Here is a 21,802-nt window from a genome sequence, read left to right as displayed (position 1 = left end):
TTACTTCTATTGTTTAGATAATCAATTATTTAAAATCTGCATCAGATACTCCTTCATTGATTTTCACATCAGTAACGATATTGATAATTTCGATACCTACATTTAATACTTGTTTAAAAGGAACTTTTACTCCTTTAACATCTCTATAGTCACTGTACTTAGTAGTCATATTCATTACTTGACCTCCTTGTTCTTGTGTCATTACAGTAGCTACTTTAAGTCCTGAAGCTAAATCGTAGTAAGAAACAGTCTTACCAACTTTAATACCTACAGCATCTTTACCATCTAGAGATTCTACACCTGTGATAGTCGCGCTCTTATCTCCTTTTAGCTTTAATTCAGAGAAGATAGTAGCTTCTTGTTGCACCTCTTTTAATTTATCACCTGTAAGCTCCATTTTTTGTCCTTGTACTAAAGCATATCCACTTTTAGGAGTCACCACTTGTTTAGACATTGTGTTCCCCATCATCTTTTGTTCTGATAAGATATACCCTTCTTTAATCTTAGTAATAGACTCTAACTTCATCCCTTGTACTTCAGCACTACTAGTAACAGCGATAGACTTCACTTCAGCTGCTTTCTTTTCTCCACCGATAGCATTCAGATACTTATCTACTATAGAACTAATAGTCACCCCAGCAGGTAAAGCTTTATTAAGTTCTGGCTTAGCTACTTCATCAGCTTCTTTAGAGTAATACTTAATTGAGTACCCTAGTTTCTCTAATCCAGGTAATACATCTGCACCTTTACCTACGATAACGATACGCATATTATCCTTTAAGAAGTATTTTTTAGCAGCAGCCTGTACATCTGCTACAGTCACTGCATTAATATTCTTGATATAGTTTTCGTAAAAGTCAGCAGGTAGATTATACAATTCTTTATATAAAGCATACGTAGCTACTGTAGCAGGCTTCTGGATTTCCATCACAAAATTCCCTACATATTTAGCTTTCGCTAATTTAAGTTCCTCTTCTTTAACTGGTGTGTTACGGATAAGATCTATTTCTTTAATAAATTCTGTAACAGCGCTATCTGTAACTACGTTACGCACAGATGCTCCTGCTCTAAACTTACCTGGGTATTTACGTGTAGTACCAATAGATGAATACGCTCCGTATGTCCATCCATGAGCTTCACGCAAGTTTAAGAACAGACGCCCTTCTCCTCCTCCTCCAAGGATTTGGTTAGCCAAAATAGCTGCGAAGTAATCTTTATCTGTCATCTTTAATTCCACCTCATTTACTAATGAAATCTCTGACTGTACAGCATTAGACATATCTACGAAGTTAATCTCTGTCGCTTTTACATTTCCATTATAGTTAGATTCTGCAAACTGTGTATTAGCTTTAGCCCATCCTTCGAATTGACTCTTAATCGCTTTTTCAGTCTTTTTATAATCAACATCTCCTACGATTACTAAATATGCATTCTCTGGTGAGTAATATTTTTTATAGTAAGCCTGAACGTCTGCAAAAGTTACATTATTAATAGTCTTCTCTGTTTCGAATTCTCCTACTGGAGTTTTCTTACCATATAATACTGCACTCTCTACACGTCTAGCTATCTGTGTCACACTGTTCTCTCCAGATTTAACTCCTTCTAGTGCTTTTGCTTTCGCCTTATCAAATTCCTCTTGTGTCAACACTGAATTTAATACTCCATCAGCTAATAAATTAAGAATAGTCTCATTGTGCTTAGACAATCCATTAGCTGATGCTCCTCCTGTATGGAAGTTAATTCTAGCTCCTAGGAAGTCAATCTCTTCTAAAAACTTGTCTTTACTCATCTTCTTTGTACCATTACCTAACATCTGTGATAGGATAGATGATACCCCAGCCTTATCTCCATCATACACTAATGGATTATCTATAGTCAAAGTATAAGATACACGAGGTAGTTTAGTATTCTGTACTACCATTACCTTCATACCATTCTTAAGTGTGAACGTTGTAGGCTGACCCACATGTACTACAGGAGCAGGTCCAGGTACTGGTTGTTTTCTATCTTGTGCTTGCATTTCTAACGCTGCTAAAGCAAACACTACACTTGCAGCATAAATATATATTTTCTTCATTTTATCTACAGTTAAAATTAGTTGTTTGCTTTCTTAGCAGGTACGTAATCTAAGATTAATCTTTGGTTCTTACCTAAGTACTTCTTAGCTACATCGCGGATTTCTTCTCTAGTAATACTTCTGTAAATCTCAATATTCTTATTGATTAACTCTACATCTCCGTATAATAGATAATATGAAGCCAAATTCTCTGCAACCCCTTCTATAGTAGCATTCTCGTCAACATACTGTTTTTCGAAAACATTTTGAAGCTTTTGGAAGTCTCTCTCTGAAATCAATTCAGTCTGTAACTTTTCGATTTCTTCATCTATCTCTTTAACTAGCGTTTCAGATGTAACACCCTGCATCGGAATACCATAAACGATATATACTCCATAATCTTCTTGACTCATACTGAAAGAAGACATTTCTAATGCCATTTTCTTTTGGTCTACGATTTTCTTATATAATCTAGAGCTTTTTCCTCCTGATAATAAAGACGAAATCATATCTAACACACGAGCATCACGAGTCTTCATAGAAGGCGTACGATAAGCTTCGATCAACATTGGAAGTTGAATATTTGGATCTTGGTATTCTCCTTTAATTTCTTTAGTGATAGGAGCTTCTTCTATCTTAGTTTTAGTTACTGGTGTACCTTTAGCGATAGGTCCGAAGTATTGTTTAATCCACTTCTTAGCTTGCTCTTTTTCGAAGTCACCTGCCACTACTAATACAGCGTTATTTGGAATATAAAATTTCTTATTAAAAGCTAAGAACTCTTCTAGAGTAGCTGCATCTAAGTGTTCCATAGATCCAATAGGCATCCAACGGTATGGGTGCTTAGTGAATAAGTTCTTCTTAACCTCTGTGAACACTTGTCCATAAGGTTGATTGTCCATACGAAGTCTCTTCTCTTCTTTCACTACCTCATTCTGAGTAGTCACACCTATTTGGTTAATGATAGGATGCATAAGACGCTCTGATTCCATCCACAATCCTAACTCTAAGTTATTAGATGGGAATACCTCATAGTAATACGTACGGTCATCAGAAGTATTAGCATTGTTATTACCTCCATTAGCAGTAACAATCTTAAACCACTCACCGCGTTCAATATTCTTAGTTCCTTCGAATAATAAATGTTCAAAGAAGTGAGCAAAACCAGTACGCTCTGGGTTCTCATCTTTAGCTCCTACGTGATACATCACAGATGTCACTACTACAGGAGCTGATTTATCTTGGTGCAAGATAACGTGTAATCCGTTATCTAAAGTGTACTGATCGAATTCCACTTTCTGTGCAAAGGCTGATACTCCAAAGAATAAAGAGCCTAAAACCAACAAAGATTTTTTCATTCTACAATATTTTGAAATTAGGTTATAATAAGATAGGTAGATATTTAGTATATTATGTTACAGTTATTATCAAAATATTTTAAACTTCTTTTAAAAACATTTCTATTCTTATCCTATAACTGTCATTAAACAGCAGTATTTCTCAATAGTCATGAGATATTCGCATTAATTACATATTAAAAGACATACAATAAACTCATTTACTAGCATAAACAAATCAACTAGAATATCTACTTCTCAGAACTATCTCATTTACATATTAGTAGCGTAAAAAAATAATCTAGTTGATTTGGTTAAAACTTTTGTAAATGAAAAATTAAATGTATATTTGCACCCTTAATAAACATTTTAATTTTTTGTTATGTACGCAATCGTAGAGATAGCAGGGCAACAGTTCAAAGTTAGCAAAGACCAAAAAGTGTATGTGCACCGTTTAGCAACTGAAGAAGGATCAAAAGTTACTTTTGACAAAGTTCTTTTAGTTGATGATAACAACAACATCACTCTTGGCGCCCCAGTTATAGAAGGTGCTTCTGTGGAAGCTAAAGTTTTACAACACCTACAAGGTGATAAAGTAATCGTTTTCAAAAAGAAAAGAAGAAAAGGTTACAAAAAGAAAAACGGACACAGACAAGCTTTAACTCAAATTGTTATTGAAGGAATCAATGCAGGAGGAGCTAAAAAGAAAGCAACTAAAAAAGAAACTGCTGAAGCAGCTGAGTAATTAACAAACTAAATTTAAAACGTCATGGCACACAAAAAAGGTGTAGGTAGTTCTAAGAATGGTAGAGAATCAGAATCGAAACGTTTAGGTGTTAAGATTTATGGTGGTCAAGCAGCTATCGCTGGAAATATCATCGTTAGACAAAGAGGTTCTAAGCACAATGCAGGTGAAAACGTTTACATGGGAAAAGATCATACTTTACATGCAAAAGTTGACGGTGTTGTTAAATTCCAAAAGAAAAAAGACAACAAGTCTTACGTTTCTATTTTACCATTTGAAGCTTAAGAATCATCATATTTATTTGTAGTAATACAACTAAATAGAAAACATAGAGAAGACGCTATATAATCATATAGCGTCTTTTTTTATACCTATATGTCACTTCCCTAAAGATTATACTTAATCCTATCTAGTATATCAAATACTCTCTTAATCACGCTTTATTTTGTCATTACTATTCGTATAAAGACACTATACAGTATTCTTATTTAGAACAATTTAAATACTAATATCATAAATACAAAACTGTATTTATTTATTAACCAATTAGTTATAATTATTATTTAGATATAATATAAATAAATATTGCTTGATTAATTATTTTATTTATTTTTGTTCTAAATAATTAAACACAATAACTATCAAAAATGAAGATAAAAAAAGTACTTTCGTTATTTGCTATTAGTGCATTTTTACTGACGAGTTGTTCTAGTGATGACAATTCACCTATCAGACCAGAACAAAAAGACCAATCAGAAGTAAGTAAAGAATCTCCTGTTGTTGGAGAGTATTCTTTTAATCATGCTGGTAATCCTATTCCATTCGTATTCGAGAAAAATGTAATCACTATGAAAATGTCTGGAATGGCAGGTAGTGGTCAAGGAGATGATGTATATAATGTAATTACTACTTACAAAAACAGCGAGGGAGTACTTAAAACCGTTGCTAAAAATAAAGAAACTAGCGAATACAAAGCTTTCTTCTTTAGAGATATAAAAGATGATAAAAGCGAGTTTATGTTCAATATGGACTTAACTGCTAAATCTGAAATAGAAGCTATCAAATCAGCATATCCAGCTAAGGATATTATAGTAGAACACAATAAAGGACAGTTCGGTTGGTTAAAACTGACTAAAGGAGCTATAGTAGAGCCTATCGCATTGCCTGTAAATGGTAAGTATGTATTCTCTCAAAGTGGCCACACATACTACTATAATTTCACTAATGAAGTAGTTAACTTCAACGGTGCATATGATATGACTGTATTAGCTCATAACAAGAATACTAACAAAATCTTACTACAAGGTAAAGACGAGTCTGTAAAGAACAACTACTATGTTATACAACTTAAAAATATCGTAGATGACAAAGTAGCTATCGCTAGATTAACATTCTCTACAGCGACTGCTAAAGCTGATGCTGAAAAAGAATTTGCTTCTCAAGAAGAGATCAAGGCTAGTTTTACAACATATACTAAAGATAATGGAACAACTAACTCAGCTTTCGCTAATTTAAAGGGAACATATGGTTCTACTGTAATATTAGATCCTGTAACTAAATTACCTTTAGCACAATATGTATTCAAATTAGTTGACAATGCAGAAGCATTTCTGTTTAAAGCAGATATGGGACAAGGTTTTGGGGATCAAGCTTCATTTAAATTAAAAACTGTTGCTACAGACGAGAAAGCAGGTCAAATCATATATGAAGTAACAGGTTCTACAGGTTATTATTCAGGAAGAACTGGACAATTCTTAACAGTGTATGTAAAAGATATAGCTAAGGATGGTTCTAAAGCTACTTTTGCAATTGCAACTAAAGATGGCGGAAACTCTGTTGCAGGAAGCAAAGGAGATATCGTTGGAAAAACTATTGAAGAAGCTAAAGCAATTAAAGCGCCAGAGAGTGATAAAGTATGGAAACTAGACATGATGAAATACGCACACCTTTGGATATCTACAACGAGAGAGTAATTTAATTTCACACATATTTTAAGCAAAAAAAGAGGTTATAGTAAACAGCTACTATAACCTCTTTTTCATTTATATAAAACAATATATTACTTATTGTTTCCTTTAATCATATTATACAACTCTAAAGCCTTACCATCTGTAAGCATTGAGATAAAGTGACATACAGTCATTAGACGTACATATAGACTATCACTTTCAGTTAAGTACTTATCTGGTAATAAAGACATGATTAATAGATCGTATTGATTCTCTTCTCCATTATAAACATTATTAACTGCTGTAGTAAATGCTTCTAATAATGAATTAATAACTCTATATCCTACAATCTCTTTCTCGATAACCTCTCGGCCTTGATATACTTTATTTATACTTACAGCTAGAATATCTTTCATCTGAGCTACATAACTACACTTCTCAGTTAAAGCAAATGCAAATTCTCCTGCTAATATCTTCTCTTCGTTCTCTAAGAAAACTCTAGATACATCTTGAATCAAACTACCTATAGCTAAAGCTCTCAGATAACTTACTCTATCTTCTTTAGAAGTCAGCTGCGCATATGTTTGAGGATTAATGCTCTTCTGTACTATCTTAATCAAAAACTCTAAAGCGTGCTCTTCTGGTATCCATCCTAAGTTGATACCATCTTCGAAGTCTGTAATAGTATAACAGATATCATCTGCTGCCTCAACTAAGAAAGCTAAAGGATGTCTGTAAAATGCAGCTTCCACTCTATCTGTCTTCATAATAAGACCAAGTTCACTAGCTACATCAATAAAAGCATCTTTATCGCCTTGAAAGAAGCCATATTTCTTATCTGAGATATCTCTAGTCGGTTTCTTAGGTAAACTCTCCTTAGGGTACTTCATAAAGGCCCCTAGAGTAGCATAAGAGATACGTTGTCCTCCTGGCATACCAGGGCGGCTCTTAGTCAACACAGCAAAACCATTAGCATTACCTTCAAAGTCTGTAAGATCACTCCATTCCTTATCACTTAATTGATCTTTATATACAGCTCCTTTTCCTCTTTTAAAGAAGTCACCTATTGCACGTTCACCAGAGTGTCCGAAAGGAGGATTACCTATATCATGTGCTAATGATGCTGCAGCTACAATAGCTCCAAAATCATTAACTGTATATCCGTACTCTTCTGCTAAATAATGATACTTATTAAGTAAACTCGCACCTACTATTCGCCCTAAAGAACGTCCTACTACAGATACTTCTAAACTATGCGTTAATCGAGTATGAACAAAGTTAGTTTTAGATAACGGTATTACTTGTGTCTTATCCTGTAAACTACGAAAAGGTGGAGAGAAGATAATCCTATCGTAATCAACCTCAAACCCAATACGTGTTTGACTTTCATCTAATCTATTTCTAACAAAAGTGTCACCATGCTTCTTTAGCGATAGTAACTTTTCCCATTTCATCATAAGCAATTGTTCAACTAAATTATTGTTCCTTAGCCTCTAAAAGTATTTGGCTATTTATAATATTATCTTTTACTGTTTTAAACACATGATTCTTAGCCTCTGCATAAGATATCTCATATAATCGAGTAAGTTCACAGTACTCTTTAGGATATTCACTTAATAACTTATCGTAATAAAAATCAAGAGCTTCCTTATTCGGAGCAGTGTACTCTAACTGTAGTTCAAAACGTCTAACCAAAGCCTCATCTATCATGTGGATTTGATTAGTTGCAGCCATAAGAATTGACTTCTGTGGCAAATTATCAATCAACTGTAAGATTGCATTAACAACGCGTTTCATCTCACTGTTATCTTTATTGTCATAATCTCTAATCTGTCCTAATGAGTCAAACTCATCAAAGAATAATACAGAGCTCTCGTACTGAATTTCTTTAAACAGGCTTTCTATATTTTTTGCAGTTTCACCTAATTTAGAAGATACAATAGTAGCTAGGTTAACGATGATTAGTTTTTTATCCAGATGTTTAGCGATTGCTTTAGCTGTCATTGTCTTTCCACATCCAGTCTTACCATATAGCAATATCTTATTACTAACAGGTAAGTTGTACTTCATCAATACCTCGCGATATTTATACTCTTTTAAAAACTGTGTAATCTCTGCTTTAACGTTGTCATTAAACATAACATCGTCTAAAGAAATCTTCGTTCGATCTATATAAAATAAAGAACTCATAAATTGAAAATAATTGTGTGTTGTTAGCAGACAAATATACCGTTATTATTCCTCAGATTACTCCTCCAGAATATAGAAAAAAACAAAGTTTTATACATAATCAACTAATAATAATTAGCTCGAATAGTGATTTTAAACAAAGTCATTTCACCTTTCTTATTTCTATAAAACTCAAAGTGATTAGAGCGAGTTTGTCTCTCGTGTACTTCTTTTACATTTAACTCAAATATTGGAAACTCTGCTTCACGCCACTCCCCTATCTCATTCATATAAATACTCTTATCCTTCTCCTCTATTACCTCTTCATCCACTGTAGCTACCCAATCATTTACATCATATACTAGCTTACGCACCTCCTCATTAGTATCAGTAGCAAGGTTAAAAGCTTTGACTACTTTATGCTTTTGAGTTTGGAGCATCTCGTCTTTAGTATATCTCATATAATCTCCGACATTCTCATTTTTTATCTCGATATCTGTAATCACTTTATCAGATAGATACTTCTCCCATTTATTATCCATCGTACTTGGTAAGAAATCATTCTTTACAAAGTCTTCAAAGTATTTCTCTAACTCTACGAAGTTATAATACTTCCCATTTACGCCTTTATAACTTTTATAGTAACTCTCCAATATTGGCTCATCAGTAAGCTTTAAGCTAAACATATCTAAAGACACATTAGGTGTATCCATATCTTCGATAAGCACCTCACCTTTAGTGTTGAGCAATACAGTTGTTCCACCTAATAAAACACTATGTCTATCTCCATTTCTACCTATATTGTCTTTTACAGCGTCTTTAAGACCATATAACATCCCATTGTGTACTTTTGATAAAGAAGAATAAGTTGGTGGGATTACCGCTACCCCTTTGTCATTATACAAACCCACGAACTCTTGCTTATCATCTCTAAAACGAATAAAGTTCTCATTCGCATAATCAGGAGCCACTACATCATAGTAGTACACATTATCAACTCTAAGATCAGTTCCATCCTCCTTTTTAATTAAGTAATAAATATCTAATCCCTCATCAGTCTCGTCTATAAAAGTTCTAATACGTTTACTATCTTCTACTACTTTTGGTTTGTTAGGATATCCTTGATTACTTTCCCCAAAGTACTGTTGATACAAGAATACTCCAACACCCAATACAACTAATGTCCCAACAATGGACAACACTTTCTTCATAACTTTTTCTTTAACAGTAAATATAACGATTATCAACTAGACAGCTAACTACCTAAACGAAAAAAGGACATGATTGTACAATCATGTCCTAGACTTCTTATATCTTCCGTTTGATTATTCTTCTCCTGCTAAGAAGAATTTCATTGATTTCATTGGATAAGCATCTCTACTTTTACTACTTGGATTAGCAATAGCTTTTTTAATGCTAATTTCATCACCTAATTTAAAGTTAGCCTCTGTATATTGGTAATCCAATAAGTATGAACCACAGAAATAGTTCCCCTGTTCATCTCTTTCAATTATACCTCTAAATATACCTTTTTTCGTTTCTTTCGCCATAGTACATAACTGTTAATGGCACAAAGATACAATAGTAATTGTTTACTTCTATCATTTTTAACCTAGATTCGGAGATAGACCTATAAACGATAATTAGTTGCACTAGAATATACCTATCCTTATAAAGAAGTATATATAAAACTAACCAATAGATAAACAGGCTATATATAAAACAATAAAAAAGGGCAGTTCAAAGAACTACCCTTTTAATATCTAGAATATATGGTCAATTAAGAACCACACATTTCACAATCTTCATCATTATTAGAAGCCTCTCTTGCACGTTGTATCATTGCTTGATAATCTTCTACAGACACTTGCTCCGCTTCTTGTATAGCGTTTGGATTAACTTTTTTCTCATTGTTAAGCGTAAACTTAATAGCATCTACAGCTGATTTAGTACGCAAGTAGTACATACCCGTTTTTAATCCAGACTTCCATGCATAGAAGTGCATTGAAGTAAGTTTAGCATAATTAGCTCCTTCCATAAATAAGTTTAATGACTGAGATTGGTCAATAAAATATCCACGTTGACGAGACATATCTATGATATCCTTCATACTAAGCTCCCATACTGTTCTGTATAACTCTCTAATATCAGCAGGAATAAAATCAATATGTTGAATAGAACCATTAGCACGCATAATCTCTTGCTTTAAATCCTCATTCCACAGACCTAATTCTACTAAATCTTTTAATAAATGCTTATTCACTACGATAAACTCACCAGATAACACACGTCTAGTATAAATATTAGAAGTATAAGGTTCGAATGCCTCATTATTACCTAATATCTGAGAAGTAGATGCAGTAGGCATCGGCGCTAATAACAACGAGTTTCTCACTCCATTAGCCATTACCTCTTTTCTCAAAGAAGCCCAATCCCATCTTCCACTTAACTCCTCATCTTTTACTCCCCACATATTGTATTGGAACTCACCTTTAGAAATAGGAGATCCCTCAAATGTAGAATAAGCACCTTCTTCTTTAGCTATCTCCATAGAAGCTGTTAAAGCAGCGAAGTATATTGTTTCGAATATTTCTTGGTTTAATTGTTTAGCTTCAGCACTTGTAAAAGGCATTCTCATCATTATAAATGCATCAGCCAATCCTTGTACTCCTAATCCTACAGGTCTATGACGCATATTAGAATTATAAGCTTCTTCTACTGGATAGTAGTTTCTATCGATAACACGGTTTAAGTTACGCGTAATACGCTTCGTCACATCGAATAAAAACTGGTGATTAAACTTACCATCCTCTACGAACATAGGCAGAGAGATAGAAGCTAAGTTACACACTGCTACTTCATCAGGAGAAGTATACTCCATTATCTCAGTACATAAATTAGAAGATCTGATTACTCCTAAATTCTTTTGATTAGACTTAGAGTTAGCAGCATCTTTATATAGCATATAAGGAGTACCAGTCTCAATCTGAGCTTCTAATACAGCCTCCCATAATTCACGAGCTTTAATAGTACGACGACCTTTACCTTCATTTTCATATTTAAGGTAAAGTTGTTCGAATTCCTCTCCATATACATCACATAGACCAGGACATTCGTTAGGACACATTAATGTCCATTTATCGTCATTCTCCACACGTTGCATAAATAAGTCATTAATCCACAATGCTAAGAATAAGTCACGCGCACGCATCTCTTCTTTACCGTGATTCTTTCTCAAATCGATAAAGTCAAATACATCCGCATGCCAAGGCTCTAAGTAAATCGCAAAACTTCCTTTGCGTTTACCACCTCCTTGATCTACATATCTCGCTGTATCATTATACACACGTAACATTGGAACGATACCATTTGACGTACCATTTGTACCTCTGATATACGATCCTGTAGCACGTACATTGTGTATAGATAGACCAATTCCTCCAGCAGACTGAGAGATTTTAGCCGTTTGTTTTAATGTATCATATATCCCCTCGATACTATCATCCTTCATAGTTAATAAGAAACAAGATGACATCTGAGGTTTTGGTGTACCAGAGTTAAATAACGTTGGAGTAGCATGAGTAAAATACTTCTTAGACATCAATTCATATGTTTCGATAACAGAATCAATATCGTCTAAGTGAATACCTACAGCTACACGCATAAGCATATGTTGTGGGCGTTCCACGATTTTACCATTAAGACGCAATAAGTAAGAACGCTCTAATGTTTTAAATCCAAAGTAATCATAATTAAAATCACGTTGATAGATAATAGTAGAATCTAATCTTTCAGCATGTTTTTTAATCACCTCATAAACATCATCAGCGATAAGAGGAGCTTCTTGTCCAGTACGAGGGTTTACATATCTATATAAATCTTCTACCGTCTCAGAGAACACCTTTTTAGTATTCTTATGTAAATTCGATACAGCAATTCTAGCAGCTAACAATGCATAATCAGGATGCGTCACTGTCATAGAAGCAGCAGTTTCAGCAGCTAGATTATCCAACTCTGACGTAGCTACACCATCATATATTCCTTCGATAACTCTCATAGCCACCTTTACAGGGTCTACAAAGTCATTTAGTTCATAACACAATATTCTTATACGATCTGTAATCTTATCAAAACTTACAGGCTCTCTTCTTCCGTCTCTTTTTATTACGTACATCTAATCTTTTTCCTTTTTTTAGTTAACAATTAAAAGTCAGCGTCAAAGCTAATTTTATTACCCCCTTCTTCTTTAGAAAGCACTCCTGCTTTTTGGTACTCAGATACCCTTTTCTCGAAGAAGTTTGTTTTACCTTGTAGAGAAATCATATCCATAAAGTCAAATGGGTTACTCACATTGTATTCTTTCCCACATCCTAATTCTACAAGTAATCTATCTGTAACGAACTCTAAATATTGAGTCATTAAAGTTGAGTTCATACCTATCAAGCTCACAGGAAGAGATTCAGTGATAAACTCTCTTTCGATATCTAGCGCATTTACTAGTATCTCTCTGATACGTTCTTTAGATACTTTATTTACTAAGTGATTATTGTGTAAGTGTACTGCAAAGTCACAGTGTAAACCTTCATCTCTAGATATTAATTCATTAGAGAATGTCAATCCTGGCATTAATCCACGTTTCTTCAACCAGAAGATCGAACAGAATGCACCAGAGAAGAAGATACCTTCCACAGCAGCAAAAGCAATTAGACGCTCTGCAAATGATTCAGACTCTATCCATTTCAATGCCCACTCAGCTTTTTTCATAATAGCTGGGAACACATCGATAGCTCTAAATAACTTATCTTTTTCTTCCTCATTTTTCACATAAGTATCAATAAGCAAAGAATAAGTTTCACTATGAATATTCTCCATCATAATTTGGAACCCATAAAAGAACTTAGCCTCTGGATATTGTACCTCATTTACGAAGTTCTCTGCTAAGTTTTCGTTTACGATACCATCAGATGCAGCGAAGAAAGCTAGAATATGCTTGATAAAGTAACGCTCGTCCTCATTTAACTTGTTGTTCCAATCAGACAAGTCTTGATGTAAGTCAATCTCTTCTGCAGTCCAGAAGCTTGCCTCCATCTTTTTATACCAATCCCAAATGTCATGGTGTTTAATAGGAAATATTACGAATCTATTTTTGTTTTCAGTTAAAATTGGTTCTTGAATAGCCATACTAAATTGAGTATAAAATTTAATTATCAAGGTAAATCATTCACCCCTTCATTTACAAAGATGCTGTTTTTTTTGGTCTATAAAAAACGAAGCTACTTGCTACTTATTCACAAAAAGTACAAGTTATTAACAATCACTAATAATCAGATAGTTATATAAATATCTAAAATTCAATGTTTTAAAAATAAACAAAACTTAACAATTACCTAACTATCCCTTATTAACTCTAAGGATCAGTAGCATTAAAAACAAGTTCTATCCCTACCCTAGATATTTATCAATATACGGTTTTATCACTTCGCTTATTACTTCATACCCTCTCTCATTTGGATGAATACCATCCTTAGATAATAACTCTTCCCTATCAGCAAATAACGGATATAGATCTATTAATTCCACCTTACATCTACTCGCTACAGCTCTAACCACTTCATTATACATAAGCACACGTTCTGAAGTTCTAACTTTACCAGCAGGAGACAGCACTCCTTCTACTTTGCTAGAGATAGGCAAAATACTTATTAGATACACCTTATCTGTTATCTTTTTAGCAATATTAATGGCCTTTTCTAGATTCAAATTAAACTGATCAATACTCACCACTTCACCACCGTTCTTTATGGCCAAATCATTCGCTCCATAAAAAAAGAACACCAAGTTCTCCTCTACAGAAGTACGAGCAGCAATCTCTACTTCTACGCGTCTAAGTAATCCCTCAGTAGTCTCGCCTCCTATACCTAGATTAAACACATTTACTTCATCCTTACCTGCATTATAGAACTTATCGTAACTATATCGCTTTAGCGCATCAACCCATCCACCAAGAACACCATCGTATTCTCCGAAAGTGATACTATCTCCAAAAAACAAACAATTTGTTGATTTCATATACTCTTCATTTTTTAGTAAAAGAAACAAAAAAAACGACAACTAAAAAATAGTTGTCGTTTCTTATATATTTCAAAAGTTTTTAAACTACTAAAGTTCGAAAGCTTTCTTAGGATTATTATCTAATAATAATTCTGTTGGATTCTCTAATGCTTCTTTAATAGCCACTAAGAAACCTACTGACTCACGTCCGTCGATAATTCTGTGGTCATAAGATAACGCAAGATACATCATTGGGTGAATCTCAACTCTTCCTTCTACAGCGATAGGACGCTCAATAATGTTGTGCATACCTAAGATTGCAGATTGAGGAGGGTTGATGATAGGAGTAGATAACATAGATCCGAATACACCACCATTAGTAATAGTAAATGTACCACCTGTCATTTCATCAACAGTGATTTGTCCATCACGTGCTCTGATAGCTAAACGTTTAATTTCAGCCTCAACACCACGGAAAGATAATAACTCAGCATTTCTTACTACTGGTACCATTAATCCTTTAGGACCAGATACAGCGATAGAGATATCAGCGAAGTCATATTTAATTTGCTCTTGACCATCGATCATAGAGTTTACGTCTGGGTACAATTCTAAAGCACGAGTAACAGCTTTAGTAAAGAAAGACATAAATCCTAAACCAACACCATGTTTAGCTTTAAAAGCGTCTTTAAACTCGCTTCTTAATTTGTTTACGTTAGTTAAGTTAACTTCATTGAAAGTAGTTAACATAGCAGTCGTATTTTTAGCTTCTACTAAACGCTCAGCAACTTTACGACGTAACATAGACATTTTTTTACGCTCTTCACCTCTAGATCCTCCTGTTGGAGTTCCCATAGATGCTTTAGCGTTTACTGCATCATCTTTAGTGATTCTACCATCTTTACCAGTACCAGTTACAGTAGCAGGGTTGATGTTTTTCTCATCTAAAATTTTCTTAGCAGCTGGAGATGCACTTCCAGTAGCATAAGTAGTAGCTGCAGCTTGCACAGGTTCAGCTTTAGGAGCTTCTGCTTTAGGAGCCTCTTGAGCTGGTTTAGCCTCTGTAGAAGCACCTCCTGCAGGTTTTGCAGCACTCATATCAATTAGACAAACTACTTGACCTACAGCAACTGCGTCACCCTCTTCTGCTTTTAAAGTGATAATACCACTTTCTTCAGCTGGTAATTCTAAAGTTGCTTTATCTGAATCTACTTCAGCAATAGCTTGGTCTTTTTCAACGTAATCTCCATCTTTTACCAACCATGTAGCGATTTCAACTTCAGTAATTGACTCACCTGGCGAAGGAACTTTCATTTCTAAGATGCTCATCTGTATATGCTTTAATTAAATATTGTTATGTAAAAATACGTTTTTTTCTTTTATAAATTCTTGTCGAATACTTTTGCAATTGCTTCAGCGTAACGTTTTTTAGAACGTACAGAACTTCCTGAAGCCGGTGCACTAAATGCTTGGTTACCTGCATAACGCAATGGTTTCAAGTCGAAGTTCATTAACATGTGTCCGTATGCACCCATGTTTTTAGGTTCTTCTTGAGCCCAAACGAAATCATCAGCTTTTGAGTATTTAGCAAACACTTCAGCAATTTGTTCGATTGGTAATGGGAACAATTGTTCGATACGAACGAAAGCAATGTCTTTTCTACCTAATTCTTCACGCTTAGCTACTAAGTCGTAGTAGAACTTACCACTACACAATACTACAGATTTCACATCAGCAGCATTTACATTAGCATCATCAATCACATATTGGAATTTACCATCTGTAAACTCACTGATAGAAGATACCGCAGCAGGGTGTCTTAATAAACTCTTAGGAGACATATTAATTAAAGGCTTTCTAAAGTCAGTAATCATTTGTCTTCTCATTAAGTGGAAGAAGTTAGCAGGAGTAGTTACATTCGTTACGAACATATTACTCTCAGCACATAACTGTAAGTAACGCTCTAATCTAGCAGAAGAGTGTTCAGCACCTTGGTTTTCATATCCGTGAGGTAATAACATCACGATACCATTTTGGTTGCTCCATTTATCTTCAGCAGCAGAGATATATTGGTCCATCATAATCTGAGCTCCGTTAGAGAAATCTCCGAACTGTGCTTCCCAGATAGTTAATGTATTAGGATTAGTCAATGCATATCCATATTCAAAACCTAAAACAGCGTATTCAGCCAATAGAGAGTTGAATATTCTCATTTGTCCTTTTTGCTCTTTTAATTGGTTTAATAAAATGATTGACTCCTCAGTATCTTCAGTTTTTACTACTGCGTGTCTGTGAGAGAAAGTACCACGCTCTACATCTTGACCTGACATACGTACATCGTACCCTTCAGTCAATAATGAACCATACGCAAGTAACTCACCCATCGCCCAGTCTAACGCGTCTTTTTCGAAGAACATAGCTTTTCTGTCTCCGATAAGTCTTGTTACCTTGTTGATGAATTTTTTATCTCCAGGTAATTCAGTAATTACCTCAGCGATAGCAGTTAATTCTTCTTTAGAAACTTTAGTTACATAGTCAGCCACCATTTTGTCACGACCTGCGATGTTAAATCCATCCCAGTTCTCTTCCATAAATGTTCTAACCTTAGCGAACTCTCTCTCACGAGAAGTCGATAACTCAGATTCTAAAGCATCCTTGTACTGTTGTTCTAAAGATTTTACGAAAGCATCATCTACCACTTTATCCTCTAATAATCTAGCGTTATAGATATTACGAGAGTTAGGGTGTTTAGAGATAAGTTTGTATAAGATTGGTTGAGTGAATTTTGGTTCATCCCCTTCGTTGTGTCCGTACTTACGGTACCCAACTAAGTCGATAAATACATCTGTACCAAAATGCATACGGTAATCTAAAGCGAATAAGAATGCTCTTACTGCAGCTTCAGTATCGTCAGCGTTCACGTGTAATACAGGAGATTGAGTCACTTTAGCAACGTCTGTAGAGTAAGTAGAAGAACGACCATCACTGTAATTAGTTGTAAAACCAACTTGGTTGTTTAACACCACGTGAATAGTACCTTCTGTTTTGTACCCTCTAAGTTTAGCCATCTGTACGATTTCATAAACAATTCCTTGTCCAGAAATAGCAGCATCTCCGTGAAGAGCGATAGGTAATACTTTAGATGGTTGATCTACAAACACAGTATCTTGTTTAGCTCTAGCGATACCCTCGATAACAGCACCTACAGTCTCTAAGTGAGAAGGGTTAGGCGTTAAGTTAACGTGAATTTCTTTACCAGAACGAGTCTTACGTGTAGATGTAAGCCCTAAGTGATACTTAACGTCTCCGTCAAATCCTTCAACAGCATCGTAATCTTTACCGTCAAATTCAGCAAAGATATCCTGTGCAGGTTTATGGAATACGTTAGCTAATACATTCAGACGTCCACGGTGTGCCATCCCTACTACGATTTCCTCTACTCCTTTATCAGCAGCAGCGTCCATCATAAAGTCCATAGCTGGTATAGCAGCCTCTAGACCTTCTAGTGAGAAACGTTTTTGTCCAACGTATTTCGTGTTTAAGAAGTTTTCAAAAGAAACTGCCTCAATTAACTTGTGCAAGATTTCTTTTTTCTCTTCGTTATCAAATTTTGCCTCTGTAGCTTCATAGTGATTCTGAATCCATTGTACAGTCGCTTCATCAGTGATGTACTTGTACTCAATACCTAATGTAGTACAGTAAATTTTCTCTAATTGGGCAATAATTTGTCCCAATGTAGCTGTTGGTAGTTGTATTGTTTTTGCAGCCTCAAAATTAACATTCAAATCTGCTTGAGAAAGACCAAACTTCTCTAAACTTAAATCTGGATGCTCTACTTTTCTGTCTCTTAATGGGTTTGTTTTAGTCAGCAAATGCCCATAAGTTCTGTAAGCGTCAATTAATTTTAATACAGCAAACTCTTTTGTAAGTTGCCCTAACTGCGCTGAACTATCTACACCAACACTATTACTTGACGTATAAGCTTGTGATAATTGCTCAACAGGCCCACCATTGTATTCATTTGCAAAATCAAATCCCTGAAAGAAAGCTCTCCAGCTTGGCTCTACGCTATCTGGGCTCTCTAAATATTGATCATATAAATCTGCAAAAAATGCAGTGTGTGCCGCATTTAAAAAGGAATATCTATCCATAATTTCGTCTAAAGACCTTTTGTTTAAATATTATATCTACAAAAATACAACTCTTTATGACAAAACTATAAACTTTTGCTTATTTTTATCTCATAATTAAATTATAAAATGGAAATGAAAAGATTTAACATCAAGTATTTATCCGTTTTTTTATCAATATCGTTTTTTTTAGCTAGCTCTTTTTCCATTCTTGCACAAGATAGGGGAAATACTACTGAAAATTATGATTTTGGCAATAAATGGAAATTTGGAGGAGGACTGGGAATTGGTTTCGGAAGTGGCTATACAGATATAATGATTGCACCAAGTGCATTGTATCAAGTAAACCCTTATTTTTCGGTAGGTGCTGGTTTACAAGGTAGTTACATCAGTAGTAAAAACAGATCTTACTACAACTCTAATATTAAAGAGTATAACTCTTGGATATATGGAGGTAGCATCATCGCTTTGTCTAATCCGATACCTCAAATTCAGCTTTCTGCAGAACTTGAACAGTTAAGAGTTAATAACACTTATAAGTATCACGAAGGTCAAAAAATAGATGATAACTTCTGGAACACTGCCTTATTCTTAGGAGTAGGTTATAGCCAAGGGCCTGTTACTGTAGGAGTACGTTATAACGTTCTTTATAAAGAGAAAGATATGGTCTATGGAAGTGCTTATATGCCTTTCGTTAGATTCTATTTCTAATCATATAGTACATAGAATAAAAAAGCACCTCAATGAGGTGCTTTTTTTATTACTTATATGTTAAAGAGTACTCCTTATATATACCTTCTGAAATTCTCTCTTTAGTATAATATAAGTTACTTGCTTTAAGTAGTCTTCTATATCTACACTATGTATCGCTTTTATCTCTTTCTCTGCTATGTCTATTCTGTACAGCAGACTAGAGAACTTAGCTACAGTCGTCATTGAGATAATCTTGTGCAACTCATTGTACACTTCGTATACTAGCTTAGATGGAGTATCAGCCGTAAAGGTAATAGACGTATCTACAGACATGCGAAAATCTTTTTCGACCTGTCTTACTAACTCATCAAATAAGTTATACTCACTTAACTTACCTTCTATATAAGATACAGCTTCTTCTATCATCACAGTTCACTATACTCTTCTTCTCATTAACTCGTGACTAAACGTTCTAAGCTGCTCTTTTTTCTCTTCTGGAATATCCATTTGATCTAAGATAGCTAACGCTTTTAACGTATACTCTTCTATTAAGTCAGTAGACTCTGCAGCAGATCCAGTCTCTACGAACAGTTCTTTTACACGTTTTACTTTCTCCTCTTCATTTTGATCAGTAGTAGAGAAATAGTTTACCAACTCAGCGCGTTGAGCATCATTCGCATTCATTACACCTTTTAAGTAAAGGAATGTCTTTTTGTTCTCTAAGATATCTCCACCCACTTGCTTCCCAAAAGTAGCAGCATCACCGAACGCATCTAAATAATCATCCTGAAGTTGGAACGCTATCCCTAGATTAATACCAAAGTCATAAATATCCTCAGCATTCTTCTCTGAAGTCTCAGCTACGATAGCCCCCATCTTAAGAGCTGCTCCTACTAACACGGCAGTCTTAAACTTGATCATTTTAATATATTCTGGAATACTTACATCGTTTCTATTTTCAAAACAGATATCCCATTGCTGACCTTCACATACCTCTATCGCTGTTTTACTAAATAATTTAGCTAAGTCGCGGAATGTATTGTTCTCATAATTCTCGAAATACTGATAAGCTAAGATTAACATAGCATCTCCTGATAAAATAGCAGTATTCGTATTCCATTTCTCATGTACTGTCTGATGACCTCTGCGCAGTGGTGCATCATCCATAATATCATCGTGCATTAAAGAGAAGTTGTGAAACAACTCTATAGCAGTAGCTGCATGTATAGCTCTCTTTGGATCAATACCGAAGACGTCTGCCGCCATTAATGTCAACACTGGACGAATTTGTTTTCCTCCTAATGATAATATATAAGAAATAGGTTCGTAAAGTTCCTTTGGAGTACCTGATAAAGAAATCGAATCTATAAATTCAGAAATCTGCTCTTTATACTTAACTATTGATTGCATTACTTAAATTATTTTGTGTAAAAATACGTGTTTTTTTTGAAGATAATCATTTATACCCCTTTTTTAAGTCCTTATCATTAAAGCCCTCTTGCTAATATCATTCTGTCTATTTTGCCTCCCTTCCACTAATTGCCTAGACAATTCTATTCTTAAAATACCACTATTATGGTATTGAGCTCCTCTTCTTAATCCTCTATACTTGCATTAAACAAAAACAATCAACTATGATTTCACTTGGACTAATAGGCCCTTTTGGTATATTAACCTTATTATGTCTCTATTCAGCATTAGTTTTATACAGTATTTTTCATCTTCTAAAAAACAAGAAATATAAAGGACTAGAATATATATTGATAATACTTTTTATCCTCCTATTCCCTATTATAGGATCAGTGATATACTTATACTCACAGAAGTCCCCAAAAAACTAACTCATTCTATTTCATTAATTCCCCTTCCCCCTTTATTACTCTTCTTATATTTTCGAATTAATTCACCCGAATCGCAATTCACTCAATATGATACTGTCGTAATGAATACATTGTTGGACATATAGTATTATACCTCTTCTGTATGAAAATGCATTATTAAAAATAACACCTTTGCCCTCATTTGGAGATAATAATCTCCTTTGCTCTTTTTGACCTCTTTTGCACTGTCTTAAAACACACAAAACACTAATTATCAACAACTAACAAAATATGATTTTGACTTTGTTTGGATAGTGTTTGGATAAAACCAGTGTTTACTTGGGACAAGACCCTGTTTTCAAAACCGTACTAAACCCGTACCCAAACCATCTACTAATAAAAGTAAAAACAATATCCCCTAAAACGTTTATCCTAATTCTCAATAAAATAAACTTCTATCTCGTCCTACTATAACTGTACAGTTACAGTAGGACGAGACAAGGTGACTCCGTTGTGAGTCCGTTATGAGTCCGTAGTGAGTCCGTTAAAAAGCATTAAATAACGGACTCATCTCGGACTCACGACCTACTCATAATTAACTCATTACAAACAGAACTAAAAGAGAATAGTCACTTGGTTAAAACCAAACAGTTATTTATATTAAAAAAACAGAAAAAAAACCCACCTCAGAAACGAATACAATACAATAAGTTTCCACCAAAAACAAAACTAAATAACTGTATTTAAAATACTTAACAAAAACAAGAAACTTTTATAAAAGTTAAAGTTTCCATAAATCAAACGGAAACTTAATTTTTATAAAAGTTTCCAATATATATTTGCCTCATCAAA

17 protein-coding genes are annotated in these 21,802 nt (G+C 34.4%); 4 read left to right on the top strand and 13 right to left on the bottom strand.

Annotated features, from left to right (window positions below; genetic code table 11):
- Window positions 1-25 precede the first annotated feature (25 nt).
- Both BMX53_RS06495 and BMX53_RS06490 read right to left on the bottom strand, forming a co-directional pair.
- Complete coding sequence (locus BMX53_RS06495; RefSeq protein ID WP_074745207.1) at window positions 26-2,077, bottom strand: M16 family metallopeptidase; 2,052 nt, start codon at window positions 2,075-2,077, stop codon at window positions 26-28.
- 17 nt (window positions 2,078-2,094) lie between these two features.
- Window positions 2,095-3,414, bottom strand: a complete 1,320-nt coding sequence (locus tag BMX53_RS06490; protein ID WP_038986048.1) for a M16 family metallopeptidase — start codon at window positions 3,412-3,414, stop codon at window positions 2,095-2,097.
- A gap of 361 nt (window positions 3,415-3,775) precedes the next feature.
- Between BMX53_RS06490 and rplU the strand changes: the two genes are divergently transcribed.
- From rplU to BMX53_RS06475, 3 genes are all read left to right on the top strand, one after another.
- Complete coding sequence (gene rplU, locus BMX53_RS06485; RefSeq protein WP_038986049.1) at window positions 3,776-4,138, top strand: 50S ribosomal protein L21; 363 nt, start codon at window positions 3,776-3,778, stop codon at window positions 4,136-4,138.
- Window positions 4,139-4,162: 24 nt separating this feature from the next.
- Complete coding sequence (rpmA, locus tag BMX53_RS06480; protein WP_006257409.1) at window positions 4,163-4,423, top strand: 50S ribosomal protein L27; 261 nt, start codon at window positions 4,163-4,165, stop codon at window positions 4,421-4,423.
- 362 nt (window positions 4,424-4,785) lie between these two features.
- Window positions 4,786-6,111, top strand: a complete 1,326-nt coding sequence (locus tag BMX53_RS06475) for a hypothetical protein (RefSeq protein ID WP_074745205.1) — start codon at window positions 4,786-4,788, stop codon at window positions 6,109-6,111.
- An 86-nt stretch (window positions 6,112-6,197) separates the two neighbouring features.
- On the opposite strand, the gene dgt is transcribed toward BMX53_RS06475, so the two are convergent.
- From dgt to BMX53_RS06430, 9 genes are all read right to left on the bottom strand, one after another.
- Entirely contained in the window at window positions 6,198-7,544 is a 1,347-nt protein-coding gene (gene dgt / locus BMX53_RS06470) for a dGTP triphosphohydrolase (protein ID WP_074745203.1), read from the bottom strand.
- Between the two features lie 19 nt (window positions 7,545-7,563).
- The gene (locus tag BMX53_RS06465) at window positions 7,564-8,277 is read right to left on the bottom strand and encodes an AAA family ATPase (RefSeq protein ID WP_074745201.1); all 714 of its coding nucleotides are present in this window, start codon (window positions 8,275-8,277) and stop codon (window positions 7,564-7,566) included.
- A 104-nt stretch (window positions 8,278-8,381) separates the two neighbouring features.
- Window positions 8,382-9,467, bottom strand: a complete 1,086-nt coding sequence (locus tag BMX53_RS06460; protein ID WP_074745199.1) for a hypothetical protein — start codon at window positions 9,465-9,467, stop codon at window positions 8,382-8,384.
- 114 nt (window positions 9,468-9,581) lie between these two features.
- A complete protein-coding gene (locus BMX53_RS06455; protein ID WP_063176796.1) occupies window positions 9,582-9,806 on the bottom strand; it encodes a hypothetical protein in 225 nt (74 codons plus the stop codon).
- A 230-nt stretch (window positions 9,807-10,036) separates the two neighbouring features.
- Window positions 10,037-12,430, bottom strand: coding sequence for a ribonucleoside-diphosphate reductase subunit alpha (locus BMX53_RS06450; RefSeq protein ID WP_074745198.1), 2,394 nt, complete (start codon window positions 12,428-12,430; stop codon window positions 10,037-10,039).
- 29 nt (window positions 12,431-12,459) lie between these two features.
- A complete protein-coding gene (locus BMX53_RS06445; protein WP_038986057.1) occupies window positions 12,460-13,437 on the bottom strand; it encodes a ribonucleotide-diphosphate reductase subunit beta in 978 nt (325 codons plus the stop codon).
- Window positions 13,438-13,698: 261 nt separating this feature from the next.
- Window positions 13,699-14,325, bottom strand: coding sequence for an SGNH/GDSL hydrolase family protein (locus tag BMX53_RS06440; RefSeq protein ID WP_074745196.1), 627 nt, complete (start codon window positions 14,323-14,325; stop codon window positions 13,699-13,701).
- A gap of 90 nt (window positions 14,326-14,415) precedes the next feature.
- Complete coding sequence (gene odhB, locus BMX53_RS06435) at window positions 14,416-15,636, bottom strand: 2-oxoglutarate dehydrogenase complex dihydrolipoyllysine-residue succinyltransferase (protein WP_074745194.1); 1,221 nt, start codon at window positions 15,634-15,636, stop codon at window positions 14,416-14,418.
- Window positions 15,637-15,686: 50 nt separating this feature from the next.
- Entirely contained in the window at window positions 15,687-18,458 is a 2,772-nt protein-coding gene (locus tag BMX53_RS06430; protein WP_074745192.1) for a 2-oxoglutarate dehydrogenase E1 component, read from the bottom strand.
- A 114-nt stretch (window positions 18,459-18,572) separates the two neighbouring features.
- On the opposite strand from BMX53_RS06430, the gene BMX53_RS06425 reads away from it, so the two are divergent.
- Window positions 18,573-19,148 (top strand): hypothetical protein, encoded by a 576-nt coding sequence (locus tag BMX53_RS06425; protein ID WP_074745301.1) that lies wholly within the window; start codon window positions 18,573-18,575, stop codon window positions 19,146-19,148.
- 60 nt (window positions 19,149-19,208) lie between these two features.
- Here BMX53_RS06425 and BMX53_RS06420 read toward each other — a convergent pair whose 3' ends face one another.
- Both BMX53_RS06420 and BMX53_RS06415 read right to left on the bottom strand, forming a co-directional pair.
- On the bottom strand, window positions 19,209-19,556 hold the full coding sequence (locus BMX53_RS06420) for a hypothetical protein (RefSeq protein WP_038986063.1): 348 nt from the start codon (window positions 19,554-19,556) through the stop codon (window positions 19,209-19,211).
- A 9-nt stretch (window positions 19,557-19,565) separates the two neighbouring features.
- A complete protein-coding gene (locus BMX53_RS06415; protein ID WP_074745190.1) occupies window positions 19,566-20,540 on the bottom strand; it encodes a polyprenyl synthetase family protein in 975 nt (324 codons plus the stop codon).
- Window positions 20,541-21,802: the final 1,262 nt, after the last annotated feature.

Source organism: Myroides marinus (genome assembly GCF_900109075.1).
Lineage (GTDB): Bacteria > Bacteroidota > Bacteroidia > Flavobacteriales > Flavobacteriaceae > Flavobacterium > Flavobacterium marinum_A.
The sequence above is the reverse complement of the archived record's forward strand: the minus strand, read 5'-3'. Positions and strand labels throughout refer to the sequence as shown.

What these genes read in the sequence shown, in the direction of transcription:
- BMX53_RS06495 (WP_074745207.1), bottom strand. Translation starts at nt 2,077, where the DNA reads ATGAAGAAAATATATATTTATGCTGCAAGTGTAGTGTTTGCTTTAGCA.
- BMX53_RS06490 (WP_038986048.1), bottom strand. Translation starts at nt 3,414, where the DNA reads ATGAAAAAATCTTTGTTGGTTTTAGGCTCTTTATTCTTTGGAGTATCA.
- rplU (WP_038986049.1), top strand. Translation starts at nt 3,776, where the DNA reads ATGTACGCAATCGTAGAGATAGCAGGGCAACAGTTCAAAGTTAGCAAA.
- rpmA (WP_006257409.1), top strand. Translation starts at nt 4,163, where the DNA reads ATGGCACACAAAAAAGGTGTAGGTAGTTCTAAGAATGGTAGAGAATCA.
- BMX53_RS06475 (WP_074745205.1), top strand. Translation starts at nt 4,786, where the DNA reads ATGAAGATAAAAAAAGTACTTTCGTTATTTGCTATTAGTGCATTTTTA.
- dgt (WP_074745203.1), bottom strand. Translation starts at nt 7,544, where the DNA reads ATGATGAAATGGGAAAAGTTACTATCGCTAAAGAAGCATGGTGACACT.
- BMX53_RS06465 (WP_074745201.1), bottom strand. Translation starts at nt 8,277, where the DNA reads ATGAGTTCTTTATTTTATATAGATCGAACGAAGATTTCTTTAGACGAT.
- BMX53_RS06460 (WP_074745199.1), bottom strand. Translation starts at nt 9,467, where the DNA reads ATGAAGAAAGTGTTGTCCATTGTTGGGACATTAGTTGTATTGGGTGTT.
- BMX53_RS06455 (WP_063176796.1), bottom strand. Translation starts at nt 9,806, where the DNA reads ATGGCGAAAGAAACGAAAAAAGGTATATTTAGAGGTATAATTGAAAGA.
- BMX53_RS06450 (WP_074745198.1), bottom strand. Translation starts at nt 12,430, where the DNA reads ATGTACGTAATAAAAAGAGACGGAAGAAGAGAGCCTGTAAGTTTTGAT.
- BMX53_RS06445 (WP_038986057.1), bottom strand. Translation starts at nt 13,437, where the DNA reads ATGGCTATTCAAGAACCAATTTTAACTGAAAACAAAAATAGATTCGTA.
- BMX53_RS06440 (WP_074745196.1), bottom strand. Translation starts at nt 14,325, where the DNA reads ATGAAATCAACAAATTGTTTGTTTTTTGGAGATAGTATCACTTTCGGA.
- odhB (WP_074745194.1), bottom strand. Translation starts at nt 15,636, where the DNA reads ATGAGCATCTTAGAAATGAAAGTTCCTTCGCCAGGTGAGTCAATTACT.
- BMX53_RS06430 (WP_074745192.1), bottom strand. Translation starts at nt 18,458, where the DNA reads ATGGATAGATATTCCTTTTTAAATGCGGCACACACTGCATTTTTTGCA.
- BMX53_RS06425 (WP_074745301.1), top strand. Translation starts at nt 18,573, where the DNA reads ATGAAAAGATTTAACATCAAGTATTTATCCGTTTTTTTATCAATATCG.
- BMX53_RS06420 (WP_038986063.1), bottom strand. Translation starts at nt 19,556, where the DNA reads ATGATAGAAGAAGCTGTATCTTATATAGAAGGTAAGTTAAGTGAGTAT.
- BMX53_RS06415 (WP_074745190.1), bottom strand. Translation starts at nt 20,540, where the DNA reads ATGCAATCAATAGTTAAGTATAAAGAGCAGATTTCTGAATTTATAGAT.